We start from the raw sequence: 15901 nt of genomic DNA, 5'->3' as shown, positions 1-15901 counted from the left end.
TAGCCCGGTTAGTCGGGGGTGATTCCTCCGACACGCGCAACCCGTACGAAGTCTTTAACTGCGGCACACCCGCGCCGCGCCTGCGCGCACCGATCTCAGCGTTCGCGCGCCACCCTTGCCTCGTCCCAGACCGGCTCCGACGGCTCGTACACGCGGCCATCGGCGCCGAACACCAGATACCGGTCGAAGTCTGCGGCGAACCAGCGGTCGTGGGTGACCGCGACCACCGTCCCGTCGAACTGGTTCAGGCCGTCCTGCAACGCCTCGGCGCTGGCCAGGTCAAGGTTGTCGGTCGGCTCGTCGAGCAGCAGCAGCGTCGCGCCCGACAGCTCCAGCAGCAGGATCTGCAGCCGGGCCTGCTGACCGCCGGACAGCGTCTCGAACCGCTGCTCGGCGATGGTGCCCGCCAGCTCGTAGCGCGCCAGCGCCTTCATCGCCTCGTTCTTCAGCCGGGCGTGCTCGGTCATGACGATCTGGCAGGGCGTCCGGCCCTGGAGCTCCGGCCGGGCGTGGGTCTGCGCGAAGTGTCCCGGAACGACCCGGGCGCCGAGCCGCGCCACGCCCGTGTGCCGGACGTCCTCGCCCGCGATCAACCGCAGGAAGTGGGACTTGCCCGAGCCGTTCGAGCCCAGGACCGCCACCCGCTCGCCGTACCAGACCTCCAGGTCGAACGGCTTCATCAGGCCCGTGAGCTCGAGGTTCTCGCAGATCACGGCCCGCTTGCCCGTACGGCCGCCACGCAGGCGCATCGAGATGGACTGGTCCTTCGGCGCCTCCTCGGGCGGCCCGGCCTCCTCGAACCGGCGCAGGCGCGTCTGGGCGGCGTGGTAGGCCGCGGCCATGCCGTCGTTGTACTTGGCTTTCTGCTTGAGCATCACGACCAGGCGTTTGATCTTGTCGTGCTCCTCGTCCCAGCGGCGGCGCAGCTCGTCCAGGCGGGCGTTGCGGTCGCGGCGCGCCTCCGCGTACGTCGCGAAGCCGCCGCCGTGCACCCAGACGTTGCCGGACTCGACCGTGACGATGCGGTCGGCGGCGTTGGCGAGGAGCTGCCGGTCGTGCGAGACGAGCAGGACGGTCTTCGGCGTCTCCCTGAGCGCCTGTTCCAGCCACAGCTTGCCGGGGACGTCGAGGTAGTTGTCCGGCTCGTCGAGGAGCAGCGTCTGGTCGGGGCCGCGCAGCAGCGCCTCCAGCACCAGCCGCTTCTGCTCGCCACCCGACAACGTGTTGACCTCGCGGTACTTGACCCGGTCGTACGGGGCGCCGAGCGCGGCCATCGTGCAGGTGTCCCAGAGCACCTCGATCTCGTAGCCGCCGGCGTCGGTGTAGTCGGTGATGGCCTGCGCGTAGCGCATCTGCGTCTTCTCGTCCTCGCGCTCCATCATCGCGAGTTCGCTCTCGTCGAGCCTGCGCGCGGCCTCGCGGACGCGGTCCGGGGCCACCGACAGCAGCAGCTCATGCACCGTGCGGCCGTCGCGGATGCTGCCGATGAACTGGCGCATCACCCCGAGCCCGCCGGAGGAGACCACGCTGCCCTCGACGGGCTTGACGTCGCCCGCGATCAGCCGCATCAGCGTGGTCTTGCCCGCGCCGTTCGGCCCGACCAGCGCGGCCTTCAGTCCCTCACCGACGCGGAAGGACACCTCGTTGAGCAGCGGACGCCCATCGGGCAGCACATAGGTCAGACGACCTACCTCGACATGGCCCACGACGTTCCCTCCCAGCCTTCCCGCAGAAGGTATCCAGCGGGGACGCTTCCCGCATCTGGATATCCGCCGTGGCCATGGCGGCGCGTGACGGACCCTCGCCGCGGACGGGGCGCCGGGCCCGTCTAAGGCGTCCGGGGTCATGGACCGATCCTAGCCGCGGCCCCGGCGGCGGATACGGGGCCGCGGGCGCCGCGGCCCCGCGCAGGACCATAAAGTGGGTGCCCTACCTGCGGAGTGCTTGGGAGTAGCGACAGTGGAAGACGATGACTACGTCTCGGTGGGCGAGGCCTTGTCGGGGCTCACCGTCTCGCCGCTCCCCGAGGGCTGGACGGCCCTGGGCGCGATCATCCTGGTCAAGTGCTTCGACGACGAGGGCCGCTCGTCGTGGGCGTTCCGGCGCACGGACGGGCTGAACGACGAGGAGCTGCTCGGCGCGCTGATGGTCCGCACCGACCTGCTGCGCCGCGAGCTGTTCGAGGCCTACACCGGCGACGACGAGGAAGAGGACTGAGCAAGCGTCCCGCGCACACGGCGCGCGCCGGCCACCACATTGGCCAGCGCCGCCTCCACCTGCTCGTAGGTACGGGTCTTCAGGCCGCAGTCCGGGTTGACCCAGACCCGCTCGGCGGGCAGGACGCGGAGCACCGCGTCCAGAAGGCCGCCGACCTCCTCCAGCCCGGGCACGCGCGGTGAGTGGATGTCGTACACGCCCGGCCCGAGGCCCCGGGCGAACTCGCGCACCACGAGCTCGCCGAGGATGCGCCCGCGCGACCGGGCCGACTCGACGCTGGTGACGTCCGCGTCCAGCGCGTCGATCGCTGTCAGGATCTGATCGGCGTCCGAGTAGCACAGGTGGGTATGGATCTGCGTGCGGTCTGCCGCCCCCGAGGTCGCCCTGCGGTACGCGGCCACGGCCCAGTGCAGGTACGCGCCCTGCTCGGCCCGCCGCAGCGGCATCAGCTCGCGCAGCGCCGGCTCGTCGACCTGCACGATCGAGATGCCCGCGGCCTCCAGGTCGGCCACCTCGGCCCGCACCGCGTCGGCCACCTGGAACACCACCTCGCGCAGCGGCAGGTCGTCCCGGACGAACGACCACGCGACGATGGTCACCGGGCCCGTGAGCATGCCCTTCACCGGCCTGCCGGTCAGCGACCGCGCGTACTCGGCCCAGCGCACGGTGATCGGCGCGGGCCTGCCGACGTCGCCGTGCAGGATGGGCGGGCGCGTGCAGCGCGAGCCGTACGACTGCACCCAGCCATGGCGGGTCACGGCGAAGCCGTCGAGGTGCTCGGCGAAGTACTGCACCATGTCGTTGCGCTCCGGCTCGCCGTGCACGAGCACGTCCAGGCCGAGGCGCTCCTGGACGCGGACGGCCCGCTCGATCTCGGCGCGGACGCGCTCCTCGTAGGCCGCCTCGCCCAGTTCGCCCGCCGCGAGTGCCGCACGGGCGGCGCGCAGTTCGCCGGTCTGCGGGAACGAGCCGATCGTGGTGACCGGGAGCGGGGGCAGTCCCAGGTGCTCCGCCTGCGCGGCGGCGCGCACCGCGTACGGCGAGCGGCTCTCCCAGATGGGCGGGGCCTGCGCCTTCCCGCTTTCGACGGTCTCGCCGGTCTTGGTGGTCTCGCTCCGGACGGTGGGCGGGGCCGTGGCGAGCAGGGCAGCCAGCTCGACGACCTCGGTGACCTTCTCGTCGGCGAACGCCAGGCGCGCCACCAGCGCGGGGTCCAGGCCGGTCTCGCGCTCCAGGCTGTGCGGGACGTGCTGCAGTGAGCACGAGGTGGCGACGACGACCCGCTCCACGCGCTCGCGCAGGGCGCGCAGCCTGCCGAGGGCGCGGTCGCGGTCGGCGCGCCAGACGTCGCGCCCGGACACCACCCCGGCGACGACGGTCTTGCCCGCCAGGGCGTCCCCGAGGGCCTCGACGGGCGTGCGGCCGCGCACGAGGTCCACGCCGACGGCCTCGACCGGCGTGCCCGCGAGGGCCGGCAGCGCCTCCCCGAGGTCGCCGAAGTACGAGGCGACGAACAGCCCCGGCCGGTCCGCGCGCGAGCCCAGCCGCTCGTACGCCCGCCGGACGGCGTCGAGCTCCGCGCCGGTGCGGTCGGCGACCAGGGCGGGCTCGTCGAGCTGCACCCAGGCGGCGCCCTCGGCGGCGAGCGCGGCGAGCAGCCGCTCGTAGACGTCCAGCACGTCGTCCAGCCGGTCCAGCGGGGCGAACCGTTCCGGGGAGCCCGGGGCAGGCTGGGACAGCAGCAGGAAGGTCACCGGGCCGACCAGCACGGGCCGCGTCTCGAACCCGAGCGCCCGCGCCTCGCGCAGCTCCGCGACGGGCTTGCCCGGATCCAGGGTGAAGACGGTGTCCGGCCCGATTTCCGGGACGATGTAGTGATAGTTCGTGTCGAACCACTTGGTCATCCGCAGAGGGGGCACGTCGCGGGTGCCGCGCGCCATCGCGAAGTACGTGTCCAGCGCCGACGCGCCGCGATACCGCCCGGGAACCGCGCCCAGCGTCACCGCCGTGTCGAGCACCTGGTCGTAGTACGAGAACGTGTTGGACGGCGACGCGGCGAGGCCCAGGGCGTCCAGGCGGCGCCAGGTCCGCTCCCGGATGCGCGCGCCGGCCGCCAGCAGGTCGTCGGCGGTCGAGCCGCCGTCCCAATACCGCTCCAGCGCCCGTTTCAGCTCCCGGTCCGGCCCGATCCTCGGGTAGCCGAGGATCGTCGAGGCGGGGAACGGCGAGGTGTGTACGGCGGGCATGCGGGCTCCTTCACGGACGGACGGTCGGACCCGGCCTGCCCGCGGACGGCGGGCACGTGGACTCCTTCACGAGTGGACGGGCCGGACCCACCCTGCCCGCCTACGCGACCCCCGGCCCCGATCTATTGGTGCCCCTTATGGATGGATGCGCCGCCCACCGCGCCGAGGTGCCCATACTTGAGCATGGATCACGGCCCGCACCCGCGCGACCTGCGCTGTTTCGTGAGCGTCGCCCGTCACAACGGCTTCTCACCGGCGGCGGCCGAGCTCCGTATGTCGCAACCCGCGGTCAGCCAGGCCATCGCCCGTCTCGAACGCGTCCTCGGCGTCCGCCTCTTCGCCCGCACCAGCCGCGAGGTCCGCCTCTCCCCGGCCGGCGAGTCCCTCCTGCCGTACGCCGAGACCGCGCTGGACACGCTCGCCGCGCTCACGTCCGAGGCGGCGCGGCTCGCCGTCCCCCAGCGGCCGTCCATTCGCTTCGCTTATCCACCGCTCGTGGGATCCCTCGCCGCGCGCGCGGCCCGGCGGCTCGCCCACCGCGTCCCGCCCATCGGCGTGGACCTCAGCCCGATGGGACGGCGGGCCGCGACGGAGCTCCTGGAACAGGGCGAGCTGCCGGCCGCCATCCTCGCCTCGCCCTTCCCGCTGCGGATGACGACGGGCACGCGGTTCCACGTGACGGTCGGCCACCTCGCCCTCCCGGCCGGGGACCCGCTCGCCGCCCGGGCGCCGCTGCAGCCCGAGCAACTCGCCCGGCACAAGATCCTGATGCCGCGCCGGCGGCCACCCGGCGGCATGTGGGAGCGGCTGGCCGCCCGGCTCCGCGGTCCCCACCAGATCAACGTCGTGGCCGACGAGATCGACGACTTCGCCGCCGCCCTCGACCTCGTGGCCGCGGGCGCCGGCCTGCTGCCCGTCCCCCGCCTGCTCACCTCGACCGTCCGCCGGGACGACATCCGGTTCGTCCCCTTCGACGCGGGCGACCTGCGCATCACGTACGGCCTCGTGTGGTCCCGCGAGCGCGTCACCCCCGAGCTGATGACGCTGATCCAGGCCGTCCAGGAGGTCCTGTGGACCCGGTGACCGCCCAGGCGACCCGGTACTGCGCCCTGGTCAGGGCGCGATGGCCACCTGGGTGCGGTGGTGGGCGGGGGTCTCCACCTCGTCGATCAGCAGCCGGTTCGTTCCGCTCCGCTCGCTCAGGTGCGCGCGTGCGGAGGGTTCGGGGGGCCGGTGACGGGGGTGGGAGGTTCGGCGGCGCGGCGGTCGAAGTCCTCGCGGGCCGCGACGATCTCCGGGACGTGGTTCTCCGCCCAGCGCTTGATGCCCTCCATCAGCGACACCACGCTCTGCCCGAGTTCGCTCAGCTCGTACTCCACCCGGGGCGGGATCGTCGGGTACACCGTGCGGATCACCATGCCGTCCCGCTCCAGGTTGCGCAGGGCCTGGGTGAGGCTCTTCTGGGTGATCCCGTCGAGGCGGCGGCGCAGCACGCCGAACCGCACGGGGCCGAGGCGCAGCGCGTCCACGAGCAGGCACGTCCACTTGTTGGCGATCGCCTCCAGGACGGTACGGGACGCGCAGTCACGCAGGTAGGCGTTGACCGAGAACGATTCACGCCGGTCGGCGATGGTATCCATGAGGTACCTATATATCTCAAAGGTGCCGACTTTCCCAGTGATAGTTACGTCCCCCACGATGGTCGCGGCAGTAAGCACGACCTATGGAGGACCAGATGCGTTCCATCACCCAGTCGTCGTTCGGCGACACGTCGGTGCTCGAATTCGCCGAGGTCGACCGCCCTCGGCCCGGGCCCGGGCAAGTGCTGATCAAGGTGGGGGCGGCCGGGGTCAACCCCGTGGACGTCGGCGTCCGCGCGGGCTTCTACCCCCTGCTCGGCGAGCCGCCGTTCACCCTCGGCTGGGACGTCGCCGGTGTGGTCGAGGACGCCGGGAGCGGGGTGTCCGCCTTCGAACCCGGCGACGAGGTGCTCGGCCTGCTCGCCTTCCCCGCCGCCGGGAACGTCTACGCCGAGTACGTGCTCGCGTCCGCGAACGAGATCGTCCGCAGGCCCGCCGCGCTGACGGTCGAGCAGGCGGCGGGGTTGCCGCTCGCCGGGCTGACCGCGTGGCAGGCGCTGGTCGGCATCGCGCGGCTCGGCGAGGGGCAGCGGGTGCTGATCCACCGGGCCGCCGGCGGCGTGGGCCACCTCGCGGTCCAGATCGCCAAGGCCCGGGGGGCGCACGTCGTCGGGACGGCCAGCCGCGCCAAGCACGCCCTGCTGCGCGAGCTCGGCGCGGACACGCTCATCGACTACACGACGGAGGACTTCGTCACGGAGGCCGGGCCGGTGGACGTGGCGTTCGACCTGGTCGGCGGCGAGTACGGCGCGCGCTCGGCCGCCGTCGTCAAGCCCGGGGGCCTGCTCATCGGCGCGTTCGGCGCCAACCTCGGGATCACGCCCGAGCAGGCCGCCGAACGTGGGATCGGGTTCGAAGTCGTCTCCGTACGCCCCTCGGCCGCCGACCTGGCCCGGTTGACCGCACTCGCCGAGGCGGGACGGCTGACCGTCCACGTCGAGCACGTCCTGCCGTTCGCCGAGGTGGCCAAGGCCCACGAACTCATCTCCTCCGGCCGCACCACCGGCAAGGTCGTCCTCACCCCGTGACGGCCTCCATCGTCCGTCCTCACGCCGTGACGGTCTCCGCATCCGTCCTCACGCCGTGACGGTCTCCGCATCCGTCCTCACCCTGTGACGGCCTCCGTCTCGGTCGGTCGCTCTCGGAGCAGCGCGGACAGGTCCGCGGACATCCCCGTCCACTGAGGAAGCGGCCCGGAGGTCCCGGCGCCGTCACCGAGCTCGGCCACCGGAACGGAACCGCTTCCAGTGGCCGGGACGGAGCCGGCTTCGGCGGTCGCGTGGGGAACGGTCGCCGCGCCGGTCTCCGCGGTCCCCGCCGTGTCGCGAAGTGCGAGGAGTGTCGAGATCGAGGGGACCACTCCGATCGGGGCCGTGACGGGGGGTGCGCCGGCTCCGGCGGCTTGCTCGGCGGTTTCGCCTGGGATGCCCGTGACATGTGCGGCCGAGGTGCCGAGGCCGGTGGGCAGTAACGAGAAGCCGTGCGAGACGCTGGAGCTTCGGTGGCGCCGGAGCTCGGCCTCGGTGTAGCGGCCGCACTTGCGGTGCCATTCGAGGATGCCGGACATCCAGTTCTGCAGGGACTCGGCGTAGTCGACGAGGGCGCGGCGGACCGGCTCCTCCAGCCCGAGGTCGTCGCACATGGCGGGCAGGTCGGTCTCGACGAGGTGCGCGAACTGCTCGATGCGCGCCGCCATGAGGTCGGCCACGATGTCACGGGCCCGGTGGCGGTCGACCCCCAAGAAGTTCTCGACGACCAGGACGAGGTTGTGCAGCTCGCCCTCGAACTCGATCTCTTTCTGGTACGAGAACAGGTCGTTGGTGAAGCAGGCGTAGTCTTCGGCGGCGGTCTCCAACTCGTGCATCACCCGGTTGCGGTAGATCTCGGCCGGGACGACGTCGGCGTGCGCGAAGCGCGCCAGGCTCTTGGTCAGCTCCGAGCCGAAGGTCTTACGGCGCATCTCGACGTAGTCGACCGGGTCGGGAACGCGGTTGTCGGCCTGGTTGATCAGCTCCCACAGCCAGCTCGCGGTCATCTCTTCGACCGCGTCGCGCAGGTGACGCCGGGCGTCGGGCGTCATCGACCCGGCGGTGCGCCGCCAGAGATCATCGAGCCCGCGCTCAAGGGTGTTCGCGGGCTCGGGCGTCTCACCGGCGTCGAGCGGCATGAAGGCCGCGAGCCGGTCGTTGCAGAGCTTCGCCCCCGCGAGGTCGCGGGACGCGCCGAACACGACCGGGTAGACATCGTCGGCGTACGTGCCCCAGGACAGCCAGTCGGCGGACAGGTCGAGCTGCTCGGGGGTGGCGTCCGGGTGGATCATCGCGGCGCAATGAGCGAGGTCGTAGACCCGGCAGCGCCGCTCGTCCCAGATGCCCCCGAGCTCGACGCCCGGCGTCGCGTCGAGGAAGCCCATGCGCCGTGCCCACTCGACCGTGTGGTCGCGCGCGGCGTCGATGTGCGGGCTGGTGCGCAGGGCGTAGGGCATCGGGACATCGGGCAGGCGGAGGTGCCCCACCGGAGTGAACGGCACGTGGGAATGCTGCCGCGCCCTGCGCCGCGCCCCGGGCGCGAGCGACGAGGGCGTCAGCGCGGCGCCGGAGGTGCCGAGCCCGGTGGGGCCGCCGAGCACCCCGCCGTGCCGGGAGGCGGCGCCCTCGTTCATGTACCGGCTGGACCGGGCGTGCCACTCGTGGCCGCCGGACTGCCAGTCCTGCAAACCCTTGACGTACGCGGCGACCGCGGCCTGTTCGTGCGGCGGGACGGCGTGCTCGGCGAACAGCGCCGGCACCTCCATGAGCGCCGTGGTCTCGAACTGCTCCATGCGGGACGTCAGCAGGTCGTTGACCATCTCGGCGGCCTCCTGCGTGGAGCAGTCGAAGAACCGCTCGAAGACCAGCACGGCGTTGGAGTTCTCGCCTTCCTCGCGGACCTCCCGCTGGTAGGAGAACAGGTCGTTGCGCAGGTGGACCGCATCGGAGAAGGTGTCGACCAGGACCTCCATCGGCCGGGTGGCGGCCAGGGAGTCCGGGACCTCGGCGTGGACGGCGTACTCGACGAGGCCGGCCGACCAGGGCGCGCCGCCGACCCTGCGCCGCATCTGGATGTACTCGATGGGGTTCGCGATGCGGCCGCGGTTGATGTTGTCGAGCTCCCACATCGACTCGACCATGAGGTTGTGCGTGCTGGCGATGAACCGCCTGCGCCACCCGTCGGACATCGCCGGCACCGTGCGTTCCCACAGGTCTTTGAGCCCGGCCTCGGCGGCGTTCTCGGGCTCCGGCGGCGTCTCGCCGTCCGCGGTCATGAAGAGCTCCAGCCGGTCCAGGTGGGCCTTGGCGCCGGCGAGGTCGCGGGAGTGCTTGAACAGCTCCAGGAAGTTGTCGTCGAAGAAGAACACCCAGACGTACCAGTCGGTGATCAGGTCGAGCGTGGGGCCGTCGCAGTCGGGGTGGGTGTACGCGCACATCAGGGCGTAGTCCATGGCGGCGAGCGCCTCGGCGTCCCAGACGACCCCGCCGGACGGCTTGGGCGCGTCCAGCATGCCCATGCGCGCGGCCCAGGCCTCGCTGTGCGCCCGGGAGCGCTCCAGATGCGGGTTGAGCCTGGCGGGATAGGCCAGGTAGAAGTCCGGCAGCGTGAAAGCCTGCATGAGCGTGCCTACTCTCGTGAGCCGAGCCGATCGCGGGTCTCACCATCGGTGAATCCCCTGACACCTGGAGTAGTTTGCCGCAACTTTGACCTCAGCGATACCCCGCGAAATTCTGTCCGCCCGACCCGGCACCACGATTTCCGGGCGAATTCCGCAATATCCCCTTAACTGCACATCCTGCGCATTCTTCGCTCTACATGACCCATCCGGGTCAAATTATGTGGATTCGGATGGGAGGGCGATGTCGGAACAGACATCCGCTACTCCCCTCGTCGGCGGTACGACAAAAAGCCGGTAAGCATACGGGCTGTCGATCATTCGGAACGAGAGGCGCACATGGTGAGCGGGTATGGACGCGGTGTCGCCGAGGCGAGACGGACATAAGGCGGCTACTGGGTGACCTGAAGACAGGTACCGGACGACCCGAAGGCAGGTGTGCGACGAAATGACCCGTCACCGCGCGGACGATCCGCTCGTATCCCTGGCCTGGTCCACGACGCGGCTCGCGACCGCCGTGCTCCTGATCGGGCTGGTGGGGGCCGTCGCGTCGTCGCCGGCCGAAGCCTGGGCGTCCGCGGCGGGCCACGCCGTCTCCGTGAGCACCGGCTCGGGCGACCACGGGCAGTCCAGGTTCGGCAACGGCAAGTACAACTCGTTGTACGTGCAGGTGAACAGCCCGACCTTCATGCGCGGCATCCAGCACAAGTCCAACGCGGCCGTCCAGGGCAGCGCGCCCTCCCAGGCCGCCTTCTGCAAGAAGAAGCAGCGTGTCTGTAACATCTGGCAGTTCCAGAAAATGAACCACAGCCGCCACAGGTCCCGCTAGACGTCTCCGCGCGGCCGTGTTCCGGCCGCGTCAGGCCTCCGCCAGCTCCAGCAGCCGCGTGACGGTGTTCCAGTTGCGCATCGTCGCCGGGGCGCTCGACCGCCTCTCCACCAGAGGCGGCAGCTTGGGACGGCGCAGGCCGTCGGGAAAGTACATGTAGAGCTCCCGCCTGCCGACGGCCATCTCCTCCGGCGCGTACTCCGCCGGGTCGATGCCTTCGAGGACGGCCCTGTCGGGGGCCCCGGCCAGGAAGACCACCACGAACTTCACCGGGTCGCGGACCTCCAGCGGGTTCTCCTCGACCACCGCGCGCAGCTCCGGCACCGTCCGGACGATCACCGCCGGGGAGATGCCCAGGACCTCGGAGATCCGCCGCCCGACCTCGTCCGCGACCTGTTCCGGAGACCTGCCGTCGGCCGTGAGCAGGGCGTTTCCGCTCTGCAGATGCGTGCGGACCCCGGTGTACCCCAGCCCTTCCAGCAGGGCGCGGAGGTCGGCCATGGCGACCCTTGTACGGGGGTTGATGTTGATACCGCGCAGCAGCGCGACGTAGCGCATCGGATGTCACCTGTCCCATCGGCGAGTACCAGGTGACGCTACTGCCCATACCCGTCAGGGCCATACCCGTCAGGAGATGTCACCCTCACGGACGTGATCAGGGCCACCGACCCGGCTCGCCGCCGTCCGGACGGTGCGGCCTCCGCGACCTCGACGGGCGCCAGTGGTCGTTCCCGTACATGGACCACACCGCCATGGGCTACAACGGGGATCGGCCGGACGGGCGTGCGCACACCCCCACCGGCGTCAAGAAAGCGTATGGATCCATGACGCGGCCTGGACAGTCACTACACACGCGTATAGCGTCCTGTCCGCGCGAGTAGCGGGCTACACGCCCGGATAGGAAGAGAGCAAGTGGCGACGACCCAACCGGACCCCGAGGACCTCACCGCCCGTGCCCGCATCCGAGACGCGGCGCTGCTGCAGTTCGGCGAGCACGGGTTCGAGCGGGCGACGATCCGCGAGATCGCCAAGGCCGCCGGGGTGTCGTCGGGGCTGGTACGCCACCACTTCGGCTCCAAGCAGGAGTTGCGCGAGGCGTGCGACGAGTTCATGTACCGGACGGTCCGCAAACTCAGCGACCAGGCCCGCGCCGGTCTCGTACACGGCGCGTTCGGCGACCTGAACCACCTGGCCGCCGCACGCGCCGTGCTGCTTCCGTACCAGAATTACCTGGCACGAGCCCTGGCCGACGGGACCGCCGCGGCGCTGTTCGACCAGATGGTCGACATCACCGAGGAGTGGCTCGCGAGGGCCGACGAGAAACGCGCCGGCGCCCCCCCGGCGGCGAGCCGCAAGGCCCGGGCGACGGTGCTCACCGCGATGGCGATGGCCGTCCCGGTCCTGCACCAGCACGTGTCCCGCAGCATCGGCGCCGACATGTTCACGCCGGAGGGCGACCGCGAGGTCGCCTACGCCCTCATCGACCTCTACTCGCACGCGCTGATCACTCCGGACGATGCCGCCACCGCGCGCGACGCCCTCGACACCGTCTGGAGCAAACAACCCCCAGCGGACCGCGACGCCGTGATCCGCGCATTCGAGGAGCAAAACGATGACTGACGCCATCTCGGTGACAGGGCTCGTCAAGACGTTCGGCGCCACCCGGGCGCTGGACGGGTTCGACCTCTCTGTGCGCACCGGGGAGGTCCACGGCTTCCTGGGCCCTAACGGCGCGGGAAAGAGCACCACCATCCGCATCCTGCTCGGCATGATGCGCGCGGACTCCGGCACCGCGCGGTTGCTCGGCGGCGACCCCTGGGCCGACGCGACCACCCTGCACAAGCAGCTCGCGTACGTACCCGGCGACGTCACCCTGTGGCCGAACCTGTCCGGCGGCGAGGTGATCGACATGCTCGGGCGGATGCGGGGCGGGCTGGACAAGAAGCGCCGCGCCGACCTGCTGGAGCGTTTCGACCTGGACCCCCGCAAGAAGGGGCGCGCCTACTCCAAGGGCAACCGGCAGAAGGTCGCCCTGATCGCCGCGCTGGCCTCCGACGTGCGGCTGCTGCTGCTCGACGAGCCGACCTCCGGCCTGGACCCGCTGATGGAGGAGGTCTTCCGCGAGGCCGTCCGCGAAGAGATGCGCCGCGGCGACCGCACCGTGCTGCTGTCCAGCCACATCCTCTCCGAGGTCGAGGCGCTGTGCGACCGGCTGACCATCATCCGCGACGGCCGCGCCGTCGAGACCGGCACCCTCGCCGACCTGCGCCACCTGAGCCGCACCACGATCCAGGCCGAGCTGGCCGCCCCCGCCAACGGCCTCGCCGAGCTGCCCGGCGTCCACGACCTGCACGTGGAGGAGGGCCGAGTGCGCTTCGACGTCGACGCCGACGCCCTCGACCCGGCGCTGCGCCACCTCACCGCCGTCGGCGTGCGCAGCCTCGTCAGCCGGCCGCCGACGCTGGAGGAGCTGTTCCTGCAGCACTACGACCGCACCCAGCGGGCCGCCGAGGTGTCGCGATGAACACCCTGACCGGCACGGGCGGGCTGGCCCGGCTGATCCTGCGCCGCGACCGCGTCCTGCTCCCGCTGTGGGTGCTGCTCCTCGGCCTCATCCCCCTCTCCTACGTCGTCTCCATCAACGAACTCTTCCCCACGGCCGCCGGGCGGCACGGCTACTTCGCGGCCAGCGAGCACAACGCCGCCTTCGTCGCGTTGTACGGCCGCCTGTTCGGCGACAGCCTGGGCCAGCTCGTCGCCTGGCGCGCCGGCTTCCTGCCCATCGTGGTCGGGCTGTTCAGCATCCTCACCGTCGTCCGGCACACGAGGACCGAGGAGGACAGCGGCCGCCGCGAGCTGCTCGGATCGACCGTCACCGGCCGGCACGCGGGCCTGGCGGCCGCGCTGCTCACCACCTTCGCCGCGACGCTCCTCCTCGGGGTGATCCTGGCCGTGGGCATGATCGGCCAGGGCCTCCCCGCCGCCGGCTCGTGGGCCTTCGGCATGGAGCTGACCGCCTCGGGGTGGGTCTTCGCGGCGGTCGGCGGCGTGGCGGCCCAGCTCACCAGCAGTGCGGGCAGCGCGCGCGGCATCGCGATCACCACGCTGGGCGCGGCCTTCGTGCTCCGGGTCGTCGGCGACATCAGCGGCATCGGCGACGGCACGCTCGCCTGGCTGACGTGGCTGTCCCCGTTCGGATGGGTCCAGCGCATGCTCCCCTACGGCGGCGACCACTGGTGGCCCGCCCTGCTCGCCGTCGCGTTCGGCGCGGTGCTGGCCGTGACGGCCGTCGTGCTCTCCGCCCGCCGCGACGTCGGCGCCGGCCTCCTGCCGCCCCGGCTCGGCCCCGCCTCGGCGGCGCCCGGCCTGCGCTCGCCCCTGGCGCTGGCCTGGCGCCTGCACCGCGGCCTGCTCGCCGGCTGGGTCGCCGGGTTCGCCGTCCTCGGAGTCGTGCTCGGCTACCTCGCCGCGGGCGTCGGGGACCTGGTGCGCGACAACCGGCAGCTCAACGAGGTGTTCGCCAACCTCGGCGGCGCGTCCGGGCTGATAGACAGCTATCTCGCCTCCATCATGGGGCTGTTCGGCCTGATCGCGGGCGGGTACGCCATCCAGGCGACGCTGCGCGCGCGGGTCGAGGAGACCAGCGGCCACGCCGAGCCGGTGCTCGGCACGGGCGTCGGCCGCGTCCGCTGGGTGGGCGGCCACATGGTCTTCTCGCTGCTCGGCCCGGCCGCCGTCCTGGCCGTCGCCGGGGCCGCCACCGGGCTGGCCCACGGGCTGAACACCGGGGACGTCGGCCGTGAGCTGCCGAGGGCGGTGGCGGGCGCGATCGTGCAACTGCCCGCGGTGTGGATCCTGTCCGCGGTCGCGATCGTGATGTTCGGCCTGCTGCCGCGGCTCGCGGCCGTGAGCTGGGGCGCGCTGGTGATCTGCCTGCTGTTCGGCCTGGTGGGCAGCGCCCTGGGGCTCGACGAGCGGGTACTGGAGGTCTCGCCCTTCACCCACCTCCCGAAGATCCCCGGAGGCGAGGTCACCGCGGCCCCGCTGATCTGGCTGACGCTCATCGCCGCGGCCCTGACCACGGCCGGCCTCACCGCCTTCCGCCGCCGGGACATCCCTGCCGCCTGACGTCCCACTCGGGTCCGGCCTTCCCGAAGTCCGGACCCGCCAGCGGGCGCCCCGGCCCGCTCAGCCCAGCACCACTCAGGCCGCTCAGCCCAGCACCACGCCGACGAGTTGCCCGACGCCCCCGGCCAGCACCATGGACACGATGGACAGCCCGATCGAGATCAGGCAGCCGTTCCCGCCCATCACCCGCCTTTCCGGCACGGGCACCTCGCCGAGGCCCCTCCACACGGGCCTCGGTTCCAAGATGAGGAACAGGATCGCCCCGACCTGCCCGATCGTGAACATCCAGAACCACGCCCACCGGTTGGCCAGGCGAGGTACCGAACCCAGCATGACGACGAACGTGACCACCCAGGCTGCGGCCAGCCACGCCAGGTTCGAGCCGCCGGGGAGCTTGAACGGCCAGTCGGGGAAGGGGTTCCTTCCGGAATCCGGCTCGGAGTCGTACACCACGGACGCCCTGATGGGGGCTCGGTTCACGTCCGCCATGAGCTGATCGACCGTGTAGCCACGATAGGCGTCATCGACGATCTCCCGCCGCACCTCGTGCCAGATCAGCGGCGACTCCGACCATTCCAGGCGTATCAGCTCCCGCGGACCGGCCACCGGGTCCCCACCACCGGCCGCTTGGTAGCTCACGCGGTCGACCTCTCCGGCCGCGACGGCCGCGCGGAACTCGGCGACCGTTCGCTCGGAGGGCACAAGGCTCGCGCAGGTGATCAAAGCACCCGCGAGCAGGAGCAGCAGAAGTGCCAGCCGGATCCCGAAACCGACCCAGCGCAGGAAGTGCCACAAATCCCCGTTATCCACCCTTCATTCCTACCGTATTACTGAAGACGGGGATTGTCTGTTTCATATGTCGTTTATGGCCGATACCCGGCGCCGATGCCCATCTGAGAAGACTTCGTCGTTACGTGTGGTCGCCGGCGTGAACTCCCGCGTTAGGCGCGGTACTCGAAAAAAATGTCGGTCACATCTCCTAAAGTGCCGACCACCGGGTGAACGGCGACCGGTCCCGTTCGACGCCCGCGCGGCACAGCGAAAGGACGCCCTCGAAATGCCGACCGCCGATATGACGAGCCACACCCTCGACGTCCCGGCGGCGCGCCTCTACTACGAGGTCCGCGGGCCGGGTCCGCTGTACCTGCTGACCGGTTCCTCGGCAAGGCGAGCTGACCGAGGCCGGCCCCACCCG

General features: G+C 71.4%; 13 protein-coding genes. 7 read left to right on the top strand and 6 right to left on the bottom strand.

From position 1 onward, the window contains the following. Positions 1–95: 95 nt before the first annotated feature. Entirely contained in the window at positions 96–1706 is a 1611-nt protein-coding gene (locus AB0M95_RS02395) for an ATP-binding cassette domain-containing protein (RefSeq protein ID WP_363758311.1), read from the bottom strand. 253 nt (positions 1707–1959) lie between these two features. Here AB0M95_RS02395 and AB0M95_RS02390 point away from each other — a divergent pair, with 253 nt between their 5' ends. Then, positions 1960–2217 (top strand): hypothetical protein, encoded by a 258-nt coding sequence (locus tag AB0M95_RS02390; RefSeq protein WP_358526435.1) that lies wholly within the window; start codon positions 1960–1962, stop codon positions 2215–2217. Here the strand turns inward: AB0M95_RS02390 and metE are convergent. After that, entirely contained in the window at positions 2187–4463 is a 2277-nt protein-coding gene (metE, locus tag AB0M95_RS02385; protein ID WP_363758309.1) for a 5-methyltetrahydropteroyltriglutamate--homocysteine S-methyltransferase, read from the bottom strand. The two genes, AB0M95_RS02390 and metE, sit on opposite strands and share 31 nt — an antisense overlap. 183 nt (positions 4464–4646) lie before the next feature. Here metE and AB0M95_RS02380 point away from each other — a divergent pair, with 183 nt between their 5' ends. Next, complete coding sequence (locus AB0M95_RS02380) at positions 4647–5546, top strand: LysR family transcriptional regulator (RefSeq protein ID WP_363758428.1); 900 nt, start codon at positions 4647–4649, stop codon at positions 5544–5546. Between the two features lie 116 nt (positions 5547–5662). Here the strand turns inward: AB0M95_RS02380 and AB0M95_RS02375 are convergent, their stop codons facing one another. After that, positions 5663–6103, bottom strand: a complete 441-nt coding sequence (locus AB0M95_RS02375; RefSeq protein ID WP_363758307.1) for a helix-turn-helix domain-containing protein — start codon at positions 6101–6103, stop codon at positions 5663–5665. A 95-nt stretch (positions 6104–6198) separates the two neighbouring features. On the opposite strand from AB0M95_RS02375, the gene AB0M95_RS02370 reads away from it, so the two are divergent. Next, a complete protein-coding gene (locus AB0M95_RS02370; protein WP_363758305.1) occupies positions 6199–7131 on the top strand; it encodes an NADP-dependent oxidoreductase in 933 nt (310 codons plus the stop codon). A 77-nt stretch (positions 7132–7208) separates the two neighbouring features. Here AB0M95_RS02370 and AB0M95_RS02365 read toward each other — a convergent pair whose 3' ends face one another. Then, on the bottom strand, positions 7209–9752 hold the full coding sequence (locus tag AB0M95_RS02365) for a germacradienol/geosmin synthase (RefSeq protein ID WP_363758303.1): 2544 nt from the start codon (positions 9750–9752) through the stop codon (positions 7209–7211). A gap of 445 nt (positions 9753–10197) precedes the next feature. Here AB0M95_RS02365 and AB0M95_RS02360 point away from each other — a divergent pair, with 445 nt between their 5' ends. Continuing rightward, on the top strand, positions 10198–10578 hold the full coding sequence (locus tag AB0M95_RS02360; protein ID WP_363758301.1) for a hypothetical protein: 381 nt from the start codon (positions 10198–10200) through the stop codon (positions 10576–10578). 30 nt (positions 10579–10608) lie between these two features. On the opposite strand, the gene AB0M95_RS02355 is transcribed toward AB0M95_RS02360, so the two are convergent. Further along, the gene (locus AB0M95_RS02355) at positions 10609–11136 is read right to left on the bottom strand and encodes a DUF1697 domain-containing protein (protein ID WP_363758299.1); all 528 of its coding nucleotides are present in this window, start codon (positions 11134–11136) and stop codon (positions 10609–10611) included. Positions 11137–11490: 354 nt separating this feature from the next. Between AB0M95_RS02355 and AB0M95_RS02350 the strand changes: the two genes are divergently transcribed. The 3 genes from AB0M95_RS02350 to AB0M95_RS02340 are packed head-to-tail and all read left to right on the top strand — an operon-like array spanning position 11491 to position 14706. Next, positions 11491–12198, top strand: a complete 708-nt coding sequence (locus AB0M95_RS02350; protein ID WP_363758297.1) for a TetR family transcriptional regulator — start codon at positions 11491–11493, stop codon at positions 12196–12198. Next, positions 12191–13102 (top strand): ABC transporter ATP-binding protein, encoded by a 912-nt coding sequence (locus tag AB0M95_RS02345; RefSeq protein WP_363758295.1) that lies wholly within the window; start codon positions 12191–12193, stop codon positions 13100–13102. The genes AB0M95_RS02350 and AB0M95_RS02345 overlap by 8 nt, the downstream gene beginning before the upstream one ends. Continuing rightward, complete coding sequence (locus AB0M95_RS02340; RefSeq protein WP_363758293.1) at positions 13099–14706, top strand: ABC transporter permease; 1608 nt, start codon at positions 13099–13101, stop codon at positions 14704–14706. Before AB0M95_RS02345 ends, AB0M95_RS02340 begins: the two co-directional genes overlap by 4 nt. 84 nt (positions 14707–14790) lie before the next feature. On the opposite strand, the gene AB0M95_RS02335 is transcribed toward AB0M95_RS02340, so the two are convergent. Continuing rightward, entirely contained in the window at positions 14791–15516 is a 726-nt protein-coding gene (locus AB0M95_RS02335; protein WP_363758291.1) for a hypothetical protein, read from the bottom strand. Positions 15517–15901: the final 385 nt, after the last annotated feature.

The sequence above is a fragment of the Sphaerisporangium sp. NPDC051017 genome (genome assembly GCF_040683095.1).
Taxonomy (GTDB): Bacteria; Actinomycetota; Actinomycetes; order Streptosporangiales; family Streptosporangiaceae; genus Sphaerisporangium.
Note: the sequence above shows the minus strand (reverse complement) of the source record. Positions and strands in the feature narration are given on the sequence as shown.

What these genes read in the sequence shown, in the direction of transcription:
- AB0M95_RS02375 (WP_363758307.1), bottom strand. Translation starts at nt 6,103, where the DNA reads ATGGATACCATCGCCGACCGGCGTGAATCGTTCTCGGTCAACGCCTAC.
- AB0M95_RS02365 (WP_363758303.1), bottom strand. Translation starts at nt 9,752, where the DNA reads ATGCAGGCTTTCACGCTGCCGGACTTCTACCTGGCCTATCCCGCCAGG.
- metE (WP_363758309.1), bottom strand. Translation starts at nt 4,463, where the DNA reads ATGCCCGCCGTACACACCTCGCCGTTCCCCGCCTCGACGATCCTCGGC.
- AB0M95_RS02340 (WP_363758293.1), top strand. Translation starts at nt 13,099, where the DNA reads ATGAACACCCTGACCGGCACGGGCGGGCTGGCCCGGCTGATCCTGCGC.
- AB0M95_RS02355 (WP_363758299.1), bottom strand. Translation starts at nt 11,136, where the DNA reads ATGCGCTACGTCGCGCTGCTGCGCGGTATCAACATCAACCCCCGTACA.
- AB0M95_RS02380 (WP_363758428.1), top strand. Translation starts at nt 4,647, where the DNA reads ATGGATCACGGCCCGCACCCGCGCGACCTGCGCTGTTTCGTGAGCGTC.
- AB0M95_RS02360 (WP_363758301.1), top strand. Translation starts at nt 10,198, where the DNA reads ATGACCCGTCACCGCGCGGACGATCCGCTCGTATCCCTGGCCTGGTCC.
- AB0M95_RS02370 (WP_363758305.1), top strand. Translation starts at nt 6,199, where the DNA reads ATGCGTTCCATCACCCAGTCGTCGTTCGGCGACACGTCGGTGCTCGAA.
- AB0M95_RS02345 (WP_363758295.1), top strand. Translation starts at nt 12,191, where the DNA reads ATGACTGACGCCATCTCGGTGACAGGGCTCGTCAAGACGTTCGGCGCC.